The organism is Pseudomonas sp. IT-P12, from assembly GCF_949767465.1.
GTDB lineage: Bacteria > Pseudomonadota > Gammaproteobacteria > Pseudomonadales > Pseudomonadaceae > Aquipseudomonas.
Genome location: NZ_CATKPY010000011.1, coordinates 423,832 through 440,963, shown reverse-complemented (window position 1 = coordinate 440,963; position 17,132 = coordinate 423,832). Strand labels below are relative to the sequence as shown.

Sequence of the window (17,132 nt, the reverse complement as noted above, 5' to 3'; positions counted from 1 at the left end):
CAATCAATCCGCAAAATCGGGTTTCTGTTTGCTCATGTGGGCGGCCATGGCCACGCGCAAATCGGTGGATTGCAGCATGGCAGCGTTCCACGTGGCGACGTATTCAAGGCCGTCGTCGATGCGGTGATCGCGCATGTAGCTGATCATCTCCTTGGTGCCGCTGACAGCAATCGGCGACTTGCTGGCGATCTCGCGGGCAATGCCCATGACACCGTCGAGCAGGCTGGCGCTATCGCTGTAGACACGATTGACCAGGCCGATGCTGCGCGCTTCCTCGGCACCGAACGAGCGACCAGTGTAAGCCAGTTCTCGCAGCATGCCGTCACCGATGATCCGCGGCAAGCGTTGCAGCGTGCCGACGTCGGCGGCCATGCCGATGTCGATTTCCTTGATCGAGAATTGCGCGTCCTCGGCGGCGTAGCGCATGTCGCAGGCGGCGATCAGGTCGATGGCACCGCCCAGGCAGTACCCCTGGATCGCGGCGAGCACGGGCTTGCGGCAGTTGTCGACCGCATTGAAAGACGCCTGCAGCGCCAGGATCTTGCGCCGCAGCAGGCGCGCATTGCGGCCCACGTCCTTCCCCAGCTCATTGGCCACGCCGGCCAGCATCATCAGGTCGATGCCCGAGGAGAAATGTTTGCCGGCGCCACTGAGCACCACCACGCGCACTTCATCGGTGTCGTCGACCCACTGGAAGATCTCGATGATTTCGCTCCAGAACGCGGCGTTCATCGAATTGATCTTTTCCGGGCGGTTGATTTGCACATGGGCAATTTTATCTGCCAGTTCGACGGTGAACGCGCTGTATTGGGACATGACTGTGATCCTTTCCTGCCGGCAAAAATGAGGTCCGAACTATAACAAGGCAGCCCCGCTCACCGTCAGGCAGCGCTTCGGCCAAAAACGGGACCTGCGGGTGCACCACCAGGGTGCGCGGGCACTTTTGCCCCTGCACATCCATGTGACGCCATAGTGACTTTTTGTGGCCGTTTTGCAGAAAAACATGCACTTCGTCGGAACATTTACGGCTCGATCCGGCACGTTCGTACCGCTTCGGACCGATTGTCGAACAATTTTGCTATCTGCCATTCACCGCTCTAAGTTCTGGCCTAGACTCATTTTCGCGGGGCAAAACCGGTCGGTCACAACAGGCAAAAAAAATCGAAACTTTTGCCATTCATGGCCGGTCATCTGACAGGTAGGTGCGTTGCGACTGGTGCATTCCTTGCAACGTCCACTCCAGCCAATCTGCTTGGACGCATGGCCAGCACTTGCTTGCCACTGCGCTGTGTACTTGTGCCTGGCCAGAGGAATTGGCCGCGAAGCACCGTTTGCAAGATTTGGAAATAGATCAACAACACGGGAGACTCAGATGATAAGTGCGGCATTAGATATTCAGGGAGAGCGTGCTCATCAGCCGGTCGGGGAATCGAGCACCGCGAGCACCCCGAGTGCCCAATCGATCAGCGTCCCGGGCACCCGGACACTGACACCGGTGGCCAGTCAGAATCCCAATCGAAAGAAAGTGCTGTTCGTCACCTCGGAAATCGCCGACCTGGTCAAGACCGGCGGCCTCGGCGATGTGTCCGCCGCACTGCCCCGGGCGATGGCGCATTTGCACGATGTGCGGGTGTTGATCCCCGGTTACCCGCAAGTGCTGCACAGCGAGAACCCGATCCATATCATCGGTGAGCTGGGTGGCCACGCCGCCTTGCCGCCCTGCAAGATCGGACGCATGGACATGCCCGACGGCCTGGTCATCTACGTGTTGATCTGTCCTGAGCTCTACGAGCGCGAGGGTTCGCCCTACGGCGCCAACAACGGCCGCGACTGGCCGGACAACCACATTCGTTTCGCCCGCCTGGGCCTGGCGGCTGCCGACATCGCCGCCAACCTCGCGCAGATTCACTGGTGCCCTGACCTGGTACACGCCCACGACTGGCCCGCCGGCCTGGCCCCCGCCTACATGCACTGGCGCGGGCAGCGCACGCCGACACTGTTCACCATTCACAACCTCGCCTACCAGGGCGTGACCAGCCTGGGCTCCTGCCCGGAGCTGGGGATCCCCACCCACGCCCTGCAACAGGAAGGCATGGAGTTCTACGGCAAGATGTCGTTCCTCAAGGCCGGCATGGCCTATTCGAGCCACATCACCACGGTCAGTGCCACCTACGCCCAGGAAATCACCACCCCGGCGTTCGGCTGCGGCCTCGACGGTTTTCTCGCCGCCAAGACCCAGCAAGGCCTGCTCAGCGGCATTCCCAACGGGATCGATGAGAGCTGGGACGCGGCCACCGACTCGCACCTGTTCCGCCCCTTCGCCATCGGTGACTGGGAGGGCAAGGCGGTGAACGCCGCGCACGTGCGCGAGCTGTTCGGCCTGGACGATTCCGAGGGCCCTCTGTTTGCCGTGGTCTCGCGCCTGGTCTACCAGAAAGGCCTGGACCTGACCGAAGCCGTGTCCGAATACATCGTCAAATCCGGCGGGCAGATCGCGATCATCGGTCGTGGCGAGCCGGAAGAAGAACAAGCCATGCGCGAACTGGCCCTGCGTTTTCCCGGGCAGATCGGGGTGCGCATCGGCTTCAACGAAACGGATGCCCGGCGCATGTTCGCCGGCAGCGATTTCCTGCTGATGCCTTCGCGTTACGAGCCTTGCGGCCTGAGCCAGATGTACGCCCAGCGCTTCGGGTCGTTGCCGGTGGCACGCAATACCGGCGGCCTGGCCGACACCATCGAAAACGGCGTGACCGGTTTCCTGTTCGACGAATCCACCGTGGAGAGTTACCAGGAAGCCCTGAGCCGGGCGTTCAAGGTGTTTGCCTTCCCGGGCCTGCTCAACGCCATGCGCTGCCGCGCCATGGCCGCTCCGTTCAACTGGTGCAAGGCGGTGGAACCCTACGCCGAGCTCTACGAACAACTGGTCGCCAAGGCCCTGGGGAAATCGCACAAACAGTAAGAGGTTTTCAGCAATGCCGTTACGGACCCTTGAGACCTGGCCCCACGGCGCAATCATGCTGGACGCAGAACATACGCGTTTTGCCTTGTGGGCGCCCGATGCGTTTTTTGTCAGTGTCGAACTGGAAAATGGACAATCCTTGCCGCTGCTGCCTCAGGCTGATGGCTGGTTCGTGATTAAAACCCGCTGCGAAGCGGGCACGCGTTACCGCTACAACATCGATGGCGAGATCGAAGTGCCCGACCCCGCTTCCCGGGCGCAGGAGGGTGACATTTCGGGGCGCAGCATCGTGGTCGACCCCCTCGCCTATGCCTGGCAGAACAGCCATTGGCTGGGGCGACCGTGGAACGAAGCGGTGATCTACGAATTGCATGTCGGGGCGCTGGGCGGTTTCAGCGCAGTCGAACAGCATCTGGCGCGCCTGGTGGAGATGGGGATCACCGCCATCGAATTGATGCCCATCGCGCAATTTCCCGGTGAGCGCAACTGGGGCTACGACGGCGTGCTGCCCTTTGCGCCCCAGGCCTCCTATGGCAGCCCCGAACAACTCAAGCACCTGATCGACACCGCCCACGGCCATGGCCTCGCGGTGATCCTCGACGTGGTCTACAACCACTTCGGCCCGGACGGCAATTACCTGCACCGTTACGCCAAGGGCTTCTTCAATGAGGACCGGCACACGCCCTGGGGGGCGGCCATTGACTTTCAGCAGCGCGAGGTGCGCGACTTCTTCATCGAAAACGCGCTGATGTGGTTGCTGGAATACCGTTTCGACGGCCTGCGTTTCGATGCGGTGCATGCCATCGAGAGCCCGGACTTCCTCCAGGAACTGGCCCGACAGGTGCGCGACCAGGTCGACCCGGCGCGACACGTCTGGCTCACCGTCGAGAACGAACACAACCAGGCCAGTTTGCTCGAGCAAGGCTACGACGCGCAGTGGAACGACGACGGCCACAACGCCTTGCATGTGCTGCTGACCGGGGAAACCGATGCCTATTATGCCGACTATGCCGACAACCCGACGCAGCAACTGGCCCGCTGCCTGAGCCAGGGTTTCGTGTTTCAGGGGCACATCAATCGCCATGGCGAGGCCCGTGGCGAATACAGCGCTCACTTGCCCCCCACTGCGTTCGTGCTGTTCCTGCAGAACCATGACCAGATCGGCAATCGCGCGTTTGGCGAACGCTTGCACCAACTGGCCCACCCCGACGCCCTGAAAGCCGCGACAGCGCTGTTGCTGCTGTCACCGATGATCCCGTTGCTGTTCATGGGCGATGAGTTCGCGGCCGAACAACCCTTCCTGTTTTTCACCAGCCACCACGGCGAACTGGCAAAGCTGGTGCGTGAAGGACGCCGAAACGAGTTTGCCGCGTTCAGCGCGTTTGCCGACCCACACAAACGCGAGCAGATTCCCGACCCCAATGCAGCGGAGACCTTTGAAGCCTCGCGGCCGCAACGGTCGACAGCGCACAGCTCGGATTGTGAACGGTTGTACCGCCAACTGTTGCGGATCCGCCACGAACAGATCATTGCCCACCTGCCCGGCACACAGGCACTGGGCACGGACGTCCTGGGGGTTGGAGCGGTGTCGGCGCGCTGGCGACTGGGCAACGGCAGCCAGCTGCGAATCGACCTGAACCTCGGCGACAAGCCGGTGGTCCACTCCCCACAGGCCGACGCCGTGGTGCTGTTCGAACATCCGCCACAGTCCGTCGACCTGCTGAACCAGGGCACGCTTGCCCCGTATTGCGCGCTAGTCAGTCTCACGGCCGCAGCCCCTTTGCTACCCCCGGACGGAGAGCGTCAATGAGTGATGCGCAACTTGAAATACTGGCCACCCACGCGGGCCTGGCGGTGGACTGGATCGACGCCAACGGCCGTCCGCAAAAAGTCGCGCCGGCGGTACTGCGCAACGTCCTGACCGGACTGGGACACCCCGCTGGCAGCGCCCAGGAAATCGACGCCAGCCTGCTCGAACTGCAACAGGTTCAACAGACCCGACACCTGCCGCCCCTGCTGACCGTCGACTTCGGCAGCGGCCTGGATCTGTCGCGTTACTTCCAACCTGAAACGCCTTGCGAAATCCACCTCGAAGACGGCGCCCGACTCAATCTGAAACTCAACGCCGACGCCGTGCTTCCCGGCCTGATACCGGTCGGTTATCAGCACGTCGACATCGACGGCCAGTCCTTCACGCTGGCCGTGGCACCGAACCGCTGCTACAGCGTCGGCGATGCGGTCGACAACCCGATCCCGCGCGCCTGGGGCCTGAGCGTGCAGCTGTACTCACTGCGCCGCCCCGGCGATGGCGGTTTCGGCGACACCCAGGCACTGGAAGACCTGGTCCGGGTGGCGGGCGAACGAGGGGCCGAAGCGGTGGCGATCAGTCCGCTGCATGCGATGTTCAGCAGCGACACCCAGCGTTACAGCCCTTACTCGCCCTCCAGTCGCCTGTTCCTCAACAGCCTGTATGCCGCCCCTGGCGCCATACTGGGCGAACGGGCCATGCGCGCGGCGATCGACAGCACCGGGCTGGCCGCAGAGCTCAAGCACCTCGAAGAGCTGCCACTGATCGACTGGCCCGTTGCGGCCGAAGCCAAACACCGTTTACTGCAGGCTTTGTACGAAGGCTTCGTGCAGGGTGAGCACCCTCTGCACGCCGATTTCAGCAGCTATCGGCATGCCGCCGGCGAAGCCCTGGAAAACCATTGCCGCTTCGAAGCGATCCAGGAAACCCTCGCCGCCAGGGGCGAACGCCTCGACTGGCGGGAGTGGCCCGAACAGTGGCGTGACCCGCGCAGTGCGGCCCTGGCGGCGTTTGCCGAAGAAAACGCCGGACGCATCGGTTTCTTCGCCTTCTGCCAATGGCTGATAACCCGTTGCCTGGAGCGGGCGCAGGCGGCGGCGCGCAGCAGCGGCATGAGCATAGGCCTGATCGCCGACCTGGCCGTGGGGGCCGATGGCGGTGGCAGCCAGGCCTGGAGCCGTCAGGATGAATTGTTGGCGTCCCTCACCGTAGGTGCACCGCCGGACATCCTCAATCGCACGGGCCAGGGCTGGGGGATTTCCGCATTTTCGCCCGAAGGCCTGGTGCGCAACGGTTTTCGCGCCTTCATCGAAATGCTCAGGGCCAACTTCGCCCACGCCGGCGGTCTGCGCATCGATCACGTCATGGGCCTGCAACGGCTGTGGGTGATTCCCAATGGTTCGCCGCCCGCCGATGGCGCCTATCTTTATTACCCGCTCGACGACCTGCTGCGTTTGCTGGCGCTGGAATCCCACCGTCATCAGGCCATCGTCCTCGGCGAGGACCTGGGCACGGTGCCGGATGGACTGCGCGACAAACTCACCGCCCGCTCGATCCTGGGCATGCGCGTGATGCTGTTCCAACAGGACAACGCGCACTTCAAGCCGATCCTCGACTGGCCAGACAGCGCGCTGGCCACTACCAGCACTCACGACCTGCCGACGCTCAATGGCTGGTGGCATGGCCGCGACATCGACTGGAACGCCCGGTTGGGGCTGGTCGATGCCCAAGGCGAGATCGACTGGCGCCAATACCGCGAACGCGAACGCGAAGGCCTGCGCAGGGTGCTGAGCGAGGACCCGCAAAACTTTCGCGAAGAGCATCAGGAAACCGACCAGGTGCTGGATGCGGCGATTCGTTTTCTCGGCCACACGCGTGCGCCGCTGGTCCTGCTGCCGCTGGAGGATGCCTTGGGCATCGAACAGCAGGCGAACCTGCCTGGCACCGTCAATACCCACCCGAACTGGTCGCGACGCCTGCCGGGCGACAGCGAAACACTGCTCGATGGCGAGGACGCCGCGCGGCGCCTGGAACTGCTCGCCTGTGCGCGCCTTCAAGCTGCCGAGCGTGACCGATGAGCACGCCCGACATCCGACCCTTGCGGGCGACCCTGCGCCTGCAATTTCATAAAGGCTTCACCCTCGACCAGGCGGTGCCACTGGTGCCGTATTTCGCCAGCCTCGGCATCAGCCATGTCTACGCCTCGCCCTTGCTGAGTGCCAGAGCCGGGTCGATGCACGGCTACGACGTGGTGGACCCGACCAGCGTCAACCCGGAACTGGGTGGCGAAGCGGCGCTTCGGCGTCTGGTCGAGGCGTTGCGCGCGCACGACATGGGGCTGATCCTCGACATCGTGTCCAATCACATGGCCGTCGGGGGCGGCGACAACCCATGGTGGCTGGACCTGCTGGAATGGGGCCGCTTGAGCCCCTACGGCGAGTTCTTCGACATCCAATGGCATTCGCCCGATCCGATGATGGAAGGCCAGCTGCTGCTGCCGTTTCTTGGCAGCGATTACGGCGTCGCCTTGCAAGAAGGCACCCTGCCCTTGCGCTTCGATGCGCAACGGGGAGCGTTTTACGTCGAGCATTACGAGCACCACTTTCCGATCTGCCCGATGAGCTATGGCGAACTGCTCAGAGCCGATCACGAGGGTCTCAAGGCGCTGGCCGAGCGTTTCAGCACCCTGAGCTACCAGACCGATGCCCATGGCCTGGCGAAGCCCTTGCAAAACGAGTTGCGGGAACTGGCCGGCGATCCGGCGGTGCTGCAGGTCATCGAGCAGAACCTCAAGGGCTACGATTCACTGACGCCAGAAGGTTTCCAGCGCCTGCACCGACTGCTTGAGCAGCAAAGTTACCGACTCGCCAGTTGGCGCACGGCAGCGGACGACATCAACTGGCGGCGCTTTTTCGATGTCAACGAACTCGGTGGCCTGCGTGTCGAGCGTCCGGCGGTGTTCGAAGCGACCCACGCGAAAATCTTCGAGCTGATCGCCCAGGGCCTGATCGACGGCCTGCGCATCGACCACATTGACGGCCTGGCCGATCCACGCCGTTATTGCCGCAAGCTTCGACGCCGGGTCGACAGCCTTTCTCCCGATCGGCACTTGCCGATCTATGTCGAGAAAATCCTTGGCGAAGGCGAAACCCTGCACCGTGACTGGTCGGTGGATGGCACCACCGGCTACGAATTCATGAACCAGTTGTCATTGCTGCAGCACGATCCCGCCGGGGCTCACACGCTGGGCGAACTGTGGCAGCGCTACAGCGAACGGCCGGCCGACTTCCGCCAGGAAGCGCAACTGGCGCGCCAGCAAATTCTCAACGGCTCGCTGGCCGGTGATTTCGAAAGCGTCGCCCAGGCCCTGTTGCAAGTGGCCCGGGACGACCTGATGACCCGTGACCTGACCCTCGGGGCGATTCGCCGGGCGTTGCAGGCACTGATCGTGCACTTCCCGGTTTACCGCACCTACATCAGCCCCTGTGGTCGATCCGAGCAGGACGAAAGGTTTTTCCAGCAGGCCATGGACGGCGCCCGCCAGACGCTTGGCGAAGCGGACTGGCCAGTACTCGATTGCCTGGCGCGATGGCTGGGCGGCGAGCGTTGGCGCCAACGGCCACGGGGGCGCTCGCGCAAAATTCTCAGGCATGCCTGCGTGCGCTTCCAGCAGCTGACTTCGCCAGCGGCGGCGAAAGCCGTGGAAGACACTGCGTTCTATCGTTCAGCGGTGCTGCTGTCGCGCAATGACGTGGGTTTCAGCACTGAACAGTTCAGCGCCCCGGTGGCCGACTTCCATGCCGATTGCCTCAATCGACTGCACGCGTTCCCCGACAACCTGCTGGCCACCGCGACCCACGACCACAAGCGTGGCGAAGACACCCGCGCCAGGCTGGCGGTGTTGAGCGAGCGCAGCGCCTGGTTCGCCGAACAGGTGCCGCTATGGCAAGCCCTAGCCCGGCCGTTGCGCGACGACGACCTGATGCCAACGTCCGGCGATGAACTGATTCTCTATCAAGCGTTGCTCGGCAGCTGGCCACTGGACCTGCACAGTGACGATCGCGCAGGCTTGGAGGGCTACACTCAAAGGGTCTGGCAGTGGCAGCAGAAGGCCCTGCGCGAGGCCAAATTGCAGAGCAGTTGGAGCGCGCCCAACGACGCTTACGAACAGGCGACCCGGCAATTTCTCGAACGCCTGCTGCTCAGTCCCGAAGGGGAATTGTTACGTGCGGCGCTCGGCAAGGCGGCGATGTCCATCGCCGTTCCAGGCGCCCTGAACAGTCTGGCGCAAACCTTGCTGCGCATGACCGTGCCGGGCATTGCGGACCTTTATCAGGGCAACGAGTACTGGGACTTCTCGCTGGTCGATCCGGACAACCGCCGCCCGGTGGATTACGCCAGCCGCGAGCAGTCCCTGGCCAGCCATCACTCGCTGGCCGACCTGCTGACGAACTGGCGCGACGGGCGTATCAAGCAAACCCTGATTGCGCGCACCTTGAACCTGCGCGCCGAGCATGCCGAGCTGTTTAGCCGCGGCACGTATGAAGCGCTGGAAGTGGTCGGCAGCGAGGCGCATCGGGTGCTGGCTTTTGCGCGGACACTCGGGCGTCAGCGGGTCATCGTGATCGTGCCGATCCGCTGTGCAGAGTTGCTGAAAAACGCTGCCGACCCCCGGGTTGGCGCGCTGCAGTGGGGCGATACGCGGGTCAGGTTACCGTTTACCACCCGCGAGGAAAATCTGAAGGGACTTTTTGCAAGCGTCGCAGTCACACACCACAAGGAGCTGATGATTGGCGCTGCGCTGGGAGATTTCCCGGTCAATCTCTTTATCCAATCTTTGAGTGCAGTTCAGGAGTAGAGCGATGAGTACCGACGATAAACGCATTCGCGAATTTGCCTATCAGATCTGGGAGTCGGAAGGCAAACCCGAAGGCCACGAAGCCCGGCATTGGGAAATGGCGCGCAAGCTGGCCGAAGCCGAAGCCCTGGCCCCAAAGAAAGCGCCCAAGGCCACCGGCAGCAAAACGCCGGGCACCAAGGCCGCCACGGGCAAGGTAGCCAACGGCAAGGCAGCCGAGCCAAAAACCAAAGCCAAGGCCAAGCCGGCTGCCGCAGCAAAGGTGGTCCCGCCCGGAGAAAAACCGGCGGAGAAAAAACCTCGCGCTGCGCGTAAACCGCCTGCGGTCTGACGCTTCCCGAGAATGTTGTGAATCGATCGTGGCGAGCCTACTCGCCACCGTGAACGCGTTCGTCCCGAAAAAAGAGTGTTCAACCCTGTCCGGACCCTAAGGGCTGCGTCGGGAGCCAGAAGCACATTAATGACCCGCCCTTGCAGGAGCCTCTATGAGCAGTGCAAAAAAATCCGCGCCAGAACCGCTCGCCGAGCCTTCGAGAATCCGCGAAGGCCTGCCCTTCCCGCTGGGCGCCACCTGGGATGGCCTGGGCGTCAACTTCGCGTTGTTTTCCGCCAACGCCACCCGGGTCGAACTGTGCATCTTCGATGATGCCGGCGAAGTCGAACTCGAACGCATCGAGCTGCCTGAATACACCGACGAGATCTACCACGGTTACCTGCCCGACGCCCACCCGGGGCTGATTTACGGCTACCGTGTGTACGGTCCGTACGATCCGGCGAACGGCCATCGCTTCAACCACAACAAGCTGTTGATCGACCCCTATGCCAAACAACTGGTCGGCCAATTGAAGTGGTCCGAAGCGCTGTTCGGCTACACCATCGGCCACCCGGACGCCGACCTCAGCTTCGACGAGCGCGACAGCGCGCCCTTCGTGCCCAAATGCAAGGTGATCGATCCGGCACACACCTGGGGCCACGACCACCGCGTCAGCGTGCCGTGGGACAAGACGATCATTTACGAAACCCATGTGCGCGGCATCAGCATGCGTCACCCGTCGGTGCCGGAAAACGTACGCGGCACCTTCGCCGGCTTGATGGTCGATGACGTGTTGGAACACATCCGCAAGCTGGGCGTGTCGTCCGTCGAGCTGCTGCCGATTCACGCTTTCGTCAATGACCAGCACCTGCTGCACAAGGGCATGACCAACTACTGGGGCTACAACAGCATCGCGTTCTTTGCCCCTGACCCGCGTTACCTGGCCAGCGGCAAGATCGCCGAGTTCAAGGAAATGGTCGCGCACCTGCACGAAGCCAACCTCGAAGTAATCCTCGACGTGGTCTACAACCACACCGCCGAAGGGAACGAGCAAGGGCCGACCCTGTCCATGCGCGGCATCGACAATGCCTCGTACTACCGCCTGATGCCCGACGACAAGCGCTTCTACATCAACGATTCCGGCACCGGCAATACCCTGGACCTGAGTCATCCGTGCGTACTGCAAATGGTCACCGATTCGTTGCGCTACTGGGCCACGGAAATGCACGTCGACGGTTTCCGCTTCGACCTGGCGACCATTCTGGGGCGCTATCACGATGGTTTCGATGAGCGCCACAGCTTTCTGGTCGCCTGCCGTCAGGACCCCGTGCTGCGCCAGGTGAAAATGATCGCCGAACCTTGGGATTGCGGCCCCGGCGGTTATCAGGTCGGTGGTTTCCCACCCGGCTGGGTCGAGTGGAACGACAAGTTCCGCGACACCGTGCGCGCATTCTGGAAAGGCGACGAGGGCCAATTGGCCGACTTTGCCAGCCGCATGACCGCCTCGGGCGAAATGTTCAACCAGCGCGGCCGCCGCCCGTACGCGTCGGTGAACTTCATCACGGCCCACGACGGTTTCACCCTCAACGACCTGGTGTCGTACAACGACAAGCACAACGAAGCCAACGACGAGAACAACCAGGACGGCAGCAACAACAACCTGTCCTGGAACCACGGCGTCGAAGGCCCGACCGACGACCCCGAAATCAACGCGTTGCGCCACCGGCAAATGCGCAACTTCTTCGCCACGCTGCTGCTGTCCCAGGGCACGCCGATGCTGGTAGCCGGCGACGAGTTCGCCCGCACCCAGGACGGCAACAACAACGCCTATTGCCAGGACAGCGAGATCGGTTGGGTCAACTGGGACCTGAGCGAAGACGGCAAGGCCCTGCTCAAGTTCGTCAAGCGCCTGATCAAGTTGCGCCTGGCCTACCCGATCCTGCGTCGTGGCCGCTTCCTGGTGGGCAGTTACAACGAGGACATCGGCGTCAAGGACGTCACCTGGCTGGCGCCGGATGGCAGCGAGATGAGCACCGAGCAATGGGAAGATGCCCACGGCAAATGCCTGGGCATGCTGCTCGACGGGCGCGCCCAGGAGACCGGCATCCGTCGCAAGGGCGGCGATGCGACGCTGCTGCTGGTGGTCAACGCCCACCACGACGTCGTCAACTTCACCCTGCCGCAGGTGCCCGACGGTGGCTTCTGGACCTGCATGGTCGACACCAACCAACCGTCGATCCGTGGCCAGGAGCGCTTCGAGTTCGGCCATGAGTATTCGGTGACCGGGCGTTCGCTGCTGCTGTTTGAATTGCAGCATGAGGAAGAGGAGTGAAATGGAACTTGAGGCATTTCTTCGGCGGCGGCCGCCGGAGTATCCCGACACAGAAGCGCTAGGCCGGTGCCTGCGGGCACTGGTCGAAGCGCGTCTCGACCAACTGCCGCTACCGGGCAGCGGGCGCACGCTGGAGCGTTTTCAGGGCCTGGCCAGCGTCGGCGGGCATGACCTGGGGTTGTGCAAGCTGTACGAGGGCCATACCGACGCGCTGGCGATCATGGCGCAACTGGGTGGAACGCCGACGGCCGCCAGCACCTGGGGCATGTGGGCGGCCGAGCCGCCGGACGCCAGGCTGCGGGTCTCGGCCCAGGGTCGCGGGTTGACCTTGCACGGGCGCAAGGCCTGGTGTTCCGGTGCGGCGGTCCTGAGCCACGCGCTGCTGACGGCGTGGGACGAACAGGATCGCCAGCAACTGGTTGCGGTGGCACTGAACCAACCCGGGGTCACCCTCAGCGCTCAAGGCTGGCAAGCGGTGGGCATGGGGGCTACCGGCAGCGTCGACGTGCTGTTCGACGGCGCCGAAGGCCAGGCCATCGGCAACCCGGGTGACTATCTGCGGCGCCCTGGCTTCTGGCAAGGCGGCATCGGTATTGCCGCGTGCTGGTACGGCGCGGCGCAGAGCCTCGCCGAACGTTTGCGCAGTCATTGCTCCCGGCGCGAGGAACCTCATGCCCTCGCCCACCTGGGGGCGGTCGACAGTGCCCTGCATGCGGCGGCGACGGTGTTGCGTTGCAGCGCCAACGGCATCGACGCCGCTCCGCAGGACGACGCCGAACGCCTGGCGCGACGTGTCCGCGCAGTGGTCGAGGACGCCGCAGAACAGGTGCTGCGCCATGTGGGTCACGCCCTCGGCGCCGGTCCGTATTGCAAGGATCCACAGTTCGCTCGCCTGAGCGCCGACCTGCCGGTATTCCTTCGCCAAAGCCACGCCGAACGCGACCTGGCCGCCCTCGGCCTGCACATCCTCCCGGACACATGGACGTTATGAAAGCCAATCCCATCGTCGGCCAGGGCACGCCCCTGCACCGGTGGCAAACCTCCAGCCACCTGGCACACGTGCCGGTCATCGATATCCTCGACCTGGTGCCGGCCGGCTCACGCGCGGTGATCGTGGCACCGCACCCGGACGACGAAGTGCTCGGCTGCGGCGGCTTGCTGCAACTGTTGGCCGCCGCCGACCGGCCGTTGCAACTGATCTCGGTCACCGATGGCAGCGCCAGTCACCCCGGCTCCCGGCGCTGGCCGGTGGAACGCCTGAGTGTGGTCCGCCCGCAAGAGTCGGCCGAAGCGCTGCGCCGGCTCGGCCTGCCCCTGCATCAACTCAAATGGCTGCGTGGCGGTTTTGCCGACAGTCAGGTCGCTGCACGGGAAACCCAGCTGCTCGACTTCATCGAACGACACCTTCACCCCGGGGACGTGGTGTTCACCACGTGGCGCGAGGACGGACATTGCGATCACGAAGCGGTCGGGCGCGCAACGGTTGCCGCCGCGCAACGGGTTGGCGCAACCGTGCACGAGCTGCCGGTCTGGACCTGGCACTGGGCAACGCCCGAAGACCGCCTGGTGCCCTGGCAGCGGGCGCGCAAAATTCTCCTGTCGCCGGCGCAGGTGGCACGCAAACGCCACGCGATTCACGCCTTTGCCAGCCAGTTGGAGGGCGATCCGCAGATCGGCTTGCCGCCGGTGCTGGCGCCCTATGTGATCGAGCGCTTGCTGCAACCGTTCGAGGTGGTATTTGTATGAGTGTCGAGGATCGCTATTTTGACGGCTTGTTCGCTGGCAGCGAAGACCCCTGGGCGTTCCGCCAGCGCTGGTACGAACAACGCAAACGCGCGATCACCCTCGCCGCCCTGCCCCGTGCGCGCTACCGCTCGATTTTCGAGCCAGGCTGCGCCAACGGTGAGTTGAGCGCGGAACTGGCGGGCCGCTGCGATCGCCTGCTCTGTTGCGACACCGCAGCCGCCGCCGTGACCTTGGCCCGCACCCGCCTGAGCCTGTTCGAGCATGCCGAAGTGCGCCACAGCCGCTTGCCCGGCGACTGGCCGAAAGAACAGTTCGACCTGATCGTGCTCAGCGAAATCGGCTACTACCTGGATGCCGAAGACCTCAGGCACTTGATCCAGCAGGCTACGCAATCGCTGACCGCCGATGGTCAGTTACTGGCGTGCCACTGGCGCCCTCCGATCGAGGGCTGCCCCCTGAACGCCCGGCAGGTACACGACCTTCTGCACGAACACCTGCACCTGGCGCGCCTGGTCCTGCATCAGGAAGCCGATTTCATCCTCGAACTGTGGAGTCGCGAACCGCGCTCCGTAGCTACGCTGGAGGGTTTGCGATGATTGGCATCCTGATCCCGGCGCACAACGAGGAAGCGCTGCTTGAAGACTGTCTTCGAGCGGCCCTGCGCGCCGCGCAGCACGAGTCGCTGGGCGGTGAGGCGGTCGAAGTGCTGGTGGTGCTGGACAGTTGCACCGATCGCTCCTTGGCCATCGCCGGCAGTTATCCGGTTCATTGCCTGGAAATCGAGGCACGCAATGTCGGCCAGGCCCGTGCGGCCGGGGCACGATTTCTGCTGGAACGCGGGGTGCGCTGGATTTCCTGCTCCGACGCCGACAGTCGGGTGGCCCATGACTGGCTGGTGGCACAACTGGCGCTCGACGTGGATGCGGTGTGCGGCACGGTGACCGTGGAGACGTGGGACGAGTCGTTCGACGAGTCGGCGCAGATCCGCTACCACCAGCATTATCAGCAGCGTGACGGCCACCGGCATATTCACGGGGCCAACCTGGGTATCAGCGCCGAGGCGTACCGGCGCGCCGGCGGTTTCGAGCCCCTGGCGTGCGATGAAGACGTGCAACTGGTGCGTCAGCTGGAGCGCTGCGGCGCGACGATTGCGTGGAGCCAACGTCCTCAGGTGCTCACCAGCGCACGCCTGGACAGCCGGGCCCGGGGCGGCTTTGGCGACTACCTGTCCGACCTGGCGCGCAGCGGATAAAAAACTAACTGGAACGAACAAGCACGCGACGAATAGCCTGACTTGAGCAATACTCTTGCACGCTGCAATCCAAGGTACGGAGCGCGGCACATTGCTATCAACCATAACAAGGACGTAGCCTGATGAAACCCGTATCCCTCATCGACAGTAGTCTGTCAGCCCAGATCTGGAACACTGCGCTTCAGCTGGACAATGTTCCGGTGATCAACACTCAGACGCTGGTCCCGCCCGGCGCACGCGCCGTGGTGATCGCCCCGCATCCCGGCGACGAAGTGGTGACTTGCGGTGGTCTGCTGCAGTTGCTCAGCGCCCTGGGCCACCCCCTGCAATTGATCTCGATCACCGACGGCAGCGCCAGTCATCCGGGCTCGCAGCAATGGTCGGAGAAACGTCTCAGTGTGTTTCGCCCCCAGGAAAGCGTCGAAGCCTTGCGCCGCCTCGGTTTGCCCATGCATAGCCTGAAATGGATTCGCGGAGGGTTCACCGATAACGCCCTGGCCGAACGCGAACGTCAATTGAGTGAATTCATCGCCCGCTACCTGCGTCCAGGCGACGTGGTGTTCAGCACTTGGCGCGAGGACGGCAACATCGACCACGACGCGGTGGGCCGAGCCAGCGCCCACGCCGCCGCGCTGGTGGGCGCAGTCTTCAACGAAGTGCCGGTATGGGCCTGGCACTGGCCAACACGCGACAGCAGCCTCTTCCCCTGGCACCGGGCACGCAAGCTGCGGCTCGACACCTGGACCGTGGCGCGCAAAAGCCACGCCACCCACGCCTACGCCAGCCAGCTCGACGGCGAGCCCGCGGTCGGCCTGCCGCCGTTGCTGCCGCCGGTGCTGCTGGAGCGGATGCGCCTGCCGTATGAAATCGTCTTCGTCTGAGTGCCGGTGTCCGACTGAACTGCCCGCTGCCGGATCAGTCGCATACATAGGCAACCCAGATTCAGAGGAGTGAAAGTGACCAGTGATTCCAAGCGGCAGGCCGTTGAATCGGTGCCATCGAGCACGCCCCCGGTGGTTCATCGGCTCAGGATACTGACGGTCAACACCCACAAGGGTTTCACCGCATTCAACCGGCGTTTCATCCTCCCGGAACTGCGTGAGGCGGTACGCAGCACGTCGGCGGATGTGGTGTTCCTGCAGGAGGTGGTCGGTGAGCACGAGCGCCATTCCTCGCGCTTCAACAATTGGCCACAAACGTCGCAATACGAATTCCTGGCCGACAGCATGTGGAGCGACTTCGCCTATGGGCGCAATGCGGTCTACCCCGACGGCCACCACGGCAATGCCCTGCTGTCCAAATACCCGATCCGCGAATACCGCAACCTCGATGTGTCGATCACCGGACCCGAGCGGCGTGGGTTGCTGCATTGCATTCTGGATGTGCCGGGCCATACCGAGGTTCATGCCATCTGCGTACACCTGAGCTTGCTGGAAAGCCATCGCCAGCTGCAGCTGGAGCTGTTGTGCCAGTTACTCGAATCCTTGCCGGACGACGCCCCGGTGATCATTGCCGGCGACTTCAACGACTGGCAATTGCAAGGCAACGCCACCCTGGCGCGTCGCGATTACCTGCACGAAGCCTTCGAACGTCACCACGGCCGCCCGGCCAAGACCTACCCGGCACGTTTCCCCTTGTTGCGCCTGGACCGGATTTATCTGCGCAACGCCAGCAGCCACGACCCGAAAATCCTGGGCAGCAAGCCTTGGACGCACCTGTCCGATCACCTGCCGCTGGCGGTGGAAGTGCATTTGTGACCCGGCGACCTGAGCCGCCACGATGCAAAAAAAGTTGCTCGACCTGTTATTTATGACAGTAGCCGGCCGCAAAATCTGTTGATACGGTGCAGCTGTCTGTATTCATGC

General features: G+C 63.5%; 13 protein-coding genes. 12 read left to right on the top strand and 1 reads right to left on the bottom strand.

Annotated elements, in window-relative coordinates:
• Positions 1-3: 3 nt before the first annotated feature.
• A complete protein-coding gene (locus tag ACM6IM_RS05205) occupies positions 4-816 on the bottom strand; it encodes a crotonase/enoyl-CoA hydratase family protein (RefSeq protein WP_192307911.1) in 813 nt (270 codons plus the stop codon).
• A gap of 556 nt (positions 817-1,372) precedes the next feature.
• Here ACM6IM_RS05205 and glgA point away from each other — a divergent pair.
• The 12 genes from glgA to ACM6IM_RS05145 all read left to right on the top strand — a co-directional run bounded on the left by glgA (position 1,373) and on the right by ACM6IM_RS05145 (position 17,024).
• Positions 1,373-2,959: a glycogen synthase GlgA gene (gene glgA / locus ACM6IM_RS05200; protein ID WP_192307910.1), complete on the top strand. Its 1,587-nt coding sequence runs from the start codon at positions 1,373-1,375 to the stop codon at positions 2,957-2,959.
• A gap of 13 nt (positions 2,960-2,972) precedes the next feature.
• Positions 2,973-4,769, top strand: a complete 1,797-nt coding sequence (gene treZ, locus ACM6IM_RS05195) for a malto-oligosyltrehalose trehalohydrolase (protein WP_414864403.1) — start codon at positions 2,973-2,975, stop codon at positions 4,767-4,769.
• Positions 4,766-6,844, top strand: coding sequence for a 4-alpha-glucanotransferase (gene malQ / locus ACM6IM_RS05190; protein WP_414864402.1), 2,079 nt, complete (start codon positions 4,766-4,768; stop codon positions 6,842-6,844). Before treZ ends, malQ begins: the two co-directional genes overlap by 4 nt.
• Positions 6,841-9,624 carry a malto-oligosyltrehalose synthase gene (locus tag ACM6IM_RS05185; RefSeq protein ID WP_414864401.1) on the top strand — a complete coding sequence of 928 codons (2,784 nt, stop codon included), beginning with the start codon at positions 6,841-6,843 and terminating at the stop codon, positions 9,622-9,624. The genes malQ and ACM6IM_RS05185 overlap by 4 nt, the downstream gene beginning before the upstream one ends.
• Positions 9,625-9,628: 4 nt before the next feature.
• The gene (locus tag ACM6IM_RS05180) at positions 9,629-9,955 is read left to right on the top strand and encodes a DUF2934 domain-containing protein (RefSeq protein WP_192307906.1); all 327 of its coding nucleotides are present in this window, start codon (positions 9,629-9,631) and stop codon (positions 9,953-9,955) included.
• Positions 9,956-10,109: 154 nt separating this feature from the next.
• Positions 10,110-12,269, top strand: a complete 2,160-nt coding sequence (glgX, locus tag ACM6IM_RS05175) for a glycogen debranching protein GlgX (RefSeq protein ID WP_201192740.1) — start codon at positions 10,110-10,112, stop codon at positions 12,267-12,269.
• Between the two features lies 1 nt (position 12,270).
• Positions 12,271-13,260, top strand: a complete 990-nt coding sequence (locus ACM6IM_RS05170) for an acyl-CoA dehydrogenase (protein ID WP_414864400.1) — start codon at positions 12,271-12,273, stop codon at positions 13,258-13,260.
• The gene (locus ACM6IM_RS05165; RefSeq protein WP_414864399.1) at positions 13,257-14,015 is read left to right on the top strand and encodes a PIG-L deacetylase family protein; all 759 of its coding nucleotides are present in this window, start codon (positions 13,257-13,259) and stop codon (positions 14,013-14,015) included. Before ACM6IM_RS05170 ends, ACM6IM_RS05165 begins: the two co-directional genes overlap by 4 nt.
• The gene (locus ACM6IM_RS05160; protein ID WP_414864398.1) at positions 14,012-14,611 is read left to right on the top strand and encodes an SAM-dependent methyltransferase; all 600 of its coding nucleotides are present in this window, start codon (positions 14,012-14,014) and stop codon (positions 14,609-14,611) included. Before ACM6IM_RS05165 ends, ACM6IM_RS05160 begins: the two co-directional genes overlap by 4 nt.
• Positions 14,608-15,267, top strand: a complete 660-nt coding sequence (locus ACM6IM_RS05155) for a glycosyltransferase (RefSeq protein ID WP_192307901.1) — start codon at positions 14,608-14,610, stop codon at positions 15,265-15,267. The genes ACM6IM_RS05160 and ACM6IM_RS05155 overlap by 4 nt, the downstream gene beginning before the upstream one ends.
• Positions 15,268-15,389: 122 nt before the next feature.
• Positions 15,390-16,148 (top strand): PIG-L deacetylase family protein, encoded by a 759-nt coding sequence (locus ACM6IM_RS05150; protein ID WP_201192755.1) that lies wholly within the window; start codon positions 15,390-15,392, stop codon positions 16,146-16,148.
• 75 nt (positions 16,149-16,223) lie between these two features.
• Complete coding sequence (locus ACM6IM_RS05145; RefSeq protein ID WP_201192758.1) at positions 16,224-17,024, top strand: endonuclease/exonuclease/phosphatase family protein; 801 nt, start codon at positions 16,224-16,226, stop codon at positions 17,022-17,024.
• Positions 17,025-17,132 lie beyond the last annotated feature (108 nt).

Excerpts from the sequence above, each read along its gene's own strand:
- ACM6IM_RS05205 (WP_192307911.1), bottom strand. The coding sequence starts at position 816 with ATGTCCCAATACAGCGCGTTCACCGTCGAACTGGCAGATAAAATTGCC.
- glgA (WP_192307910.1), top strand. The coding sequence starts at position 1,373 with ATGATAAGTGCGGCATTAGATATTCAGGGAGAGCGTGCTCATCAGCCG.
- treZ (WP_414864403.1), top strand. The coding sequence starts at position 2,973 with ATGCCGTTACGGACCCTTGAGACCTGGCCCCACGGCGCAATCATGCTG.
- malQ (WP_414864402.1), top strand. The coding sequence starts at position 4,766 with ATGAGTGATGCGCAACTTGAAATACTGGCCACCCACGCGGGCCTGGCG.
- ACM6IM_RS05185 (WP_414864401.1), top strand. The coding sequence starts at position 6,841 with ATGAGCACGCCCGACATCCGACCCTTGCGGGCGACCCTGCGCCTGCAA.
- ACM6IM_RS05180 (WP_192307906.1), top strand. The coding sequence starts at position 9,629 with ATGAGTACCGACGATAAACGCATTCGCGAATTTGCCTATCAGATCTGG.
- glgX (WP_201192740.1), top strand. The coding sequence starts at position 10,110 with ATGAGCAGTGCAAAAAAATCCGCGCCAGAACCGCTCGCCGAGCCTTCG.
- ACM6IM_RS05170 (WP_414864400.1), top strand. The coding sequence starts at position 12,271 with ATGGAACTTGAGGCATTTCTTCGGCGGCGGCCGCCGGAGTATCCCGAC.
- ACM6IM_RS05165 (WP_414864399.1), top strand. The coding sequence starts at position 13,257 with ATGAAAGCCAATCCCATCGTCGGCCAGGGCACGCCCCTGCACCGGTGG.
- ACM6IM_RS05160 (WP_414864398.1), top strand. The coding sequence starts at position 14,012 with ATGAGTGTCGAGGATCGCTATTTTGACGGCTTGTTCGCTGGCAGCGAA.
- ACM6IM_RS05155 (WP_192307901.1), top strand. The coding sequence starts at position 14,608 with ATGATTGGCATCCTGATCCCGGCGCACAACGAGGAAGCGCTGCTTGAA.
- ACM6IM_RS05150 (WP_201192755.1), top strand. The coding sequence starts at position 15,390 with ATGAAACCCGTATCCCTCATCGACAGTAGTCTGTCAGCCCAGATCTGG.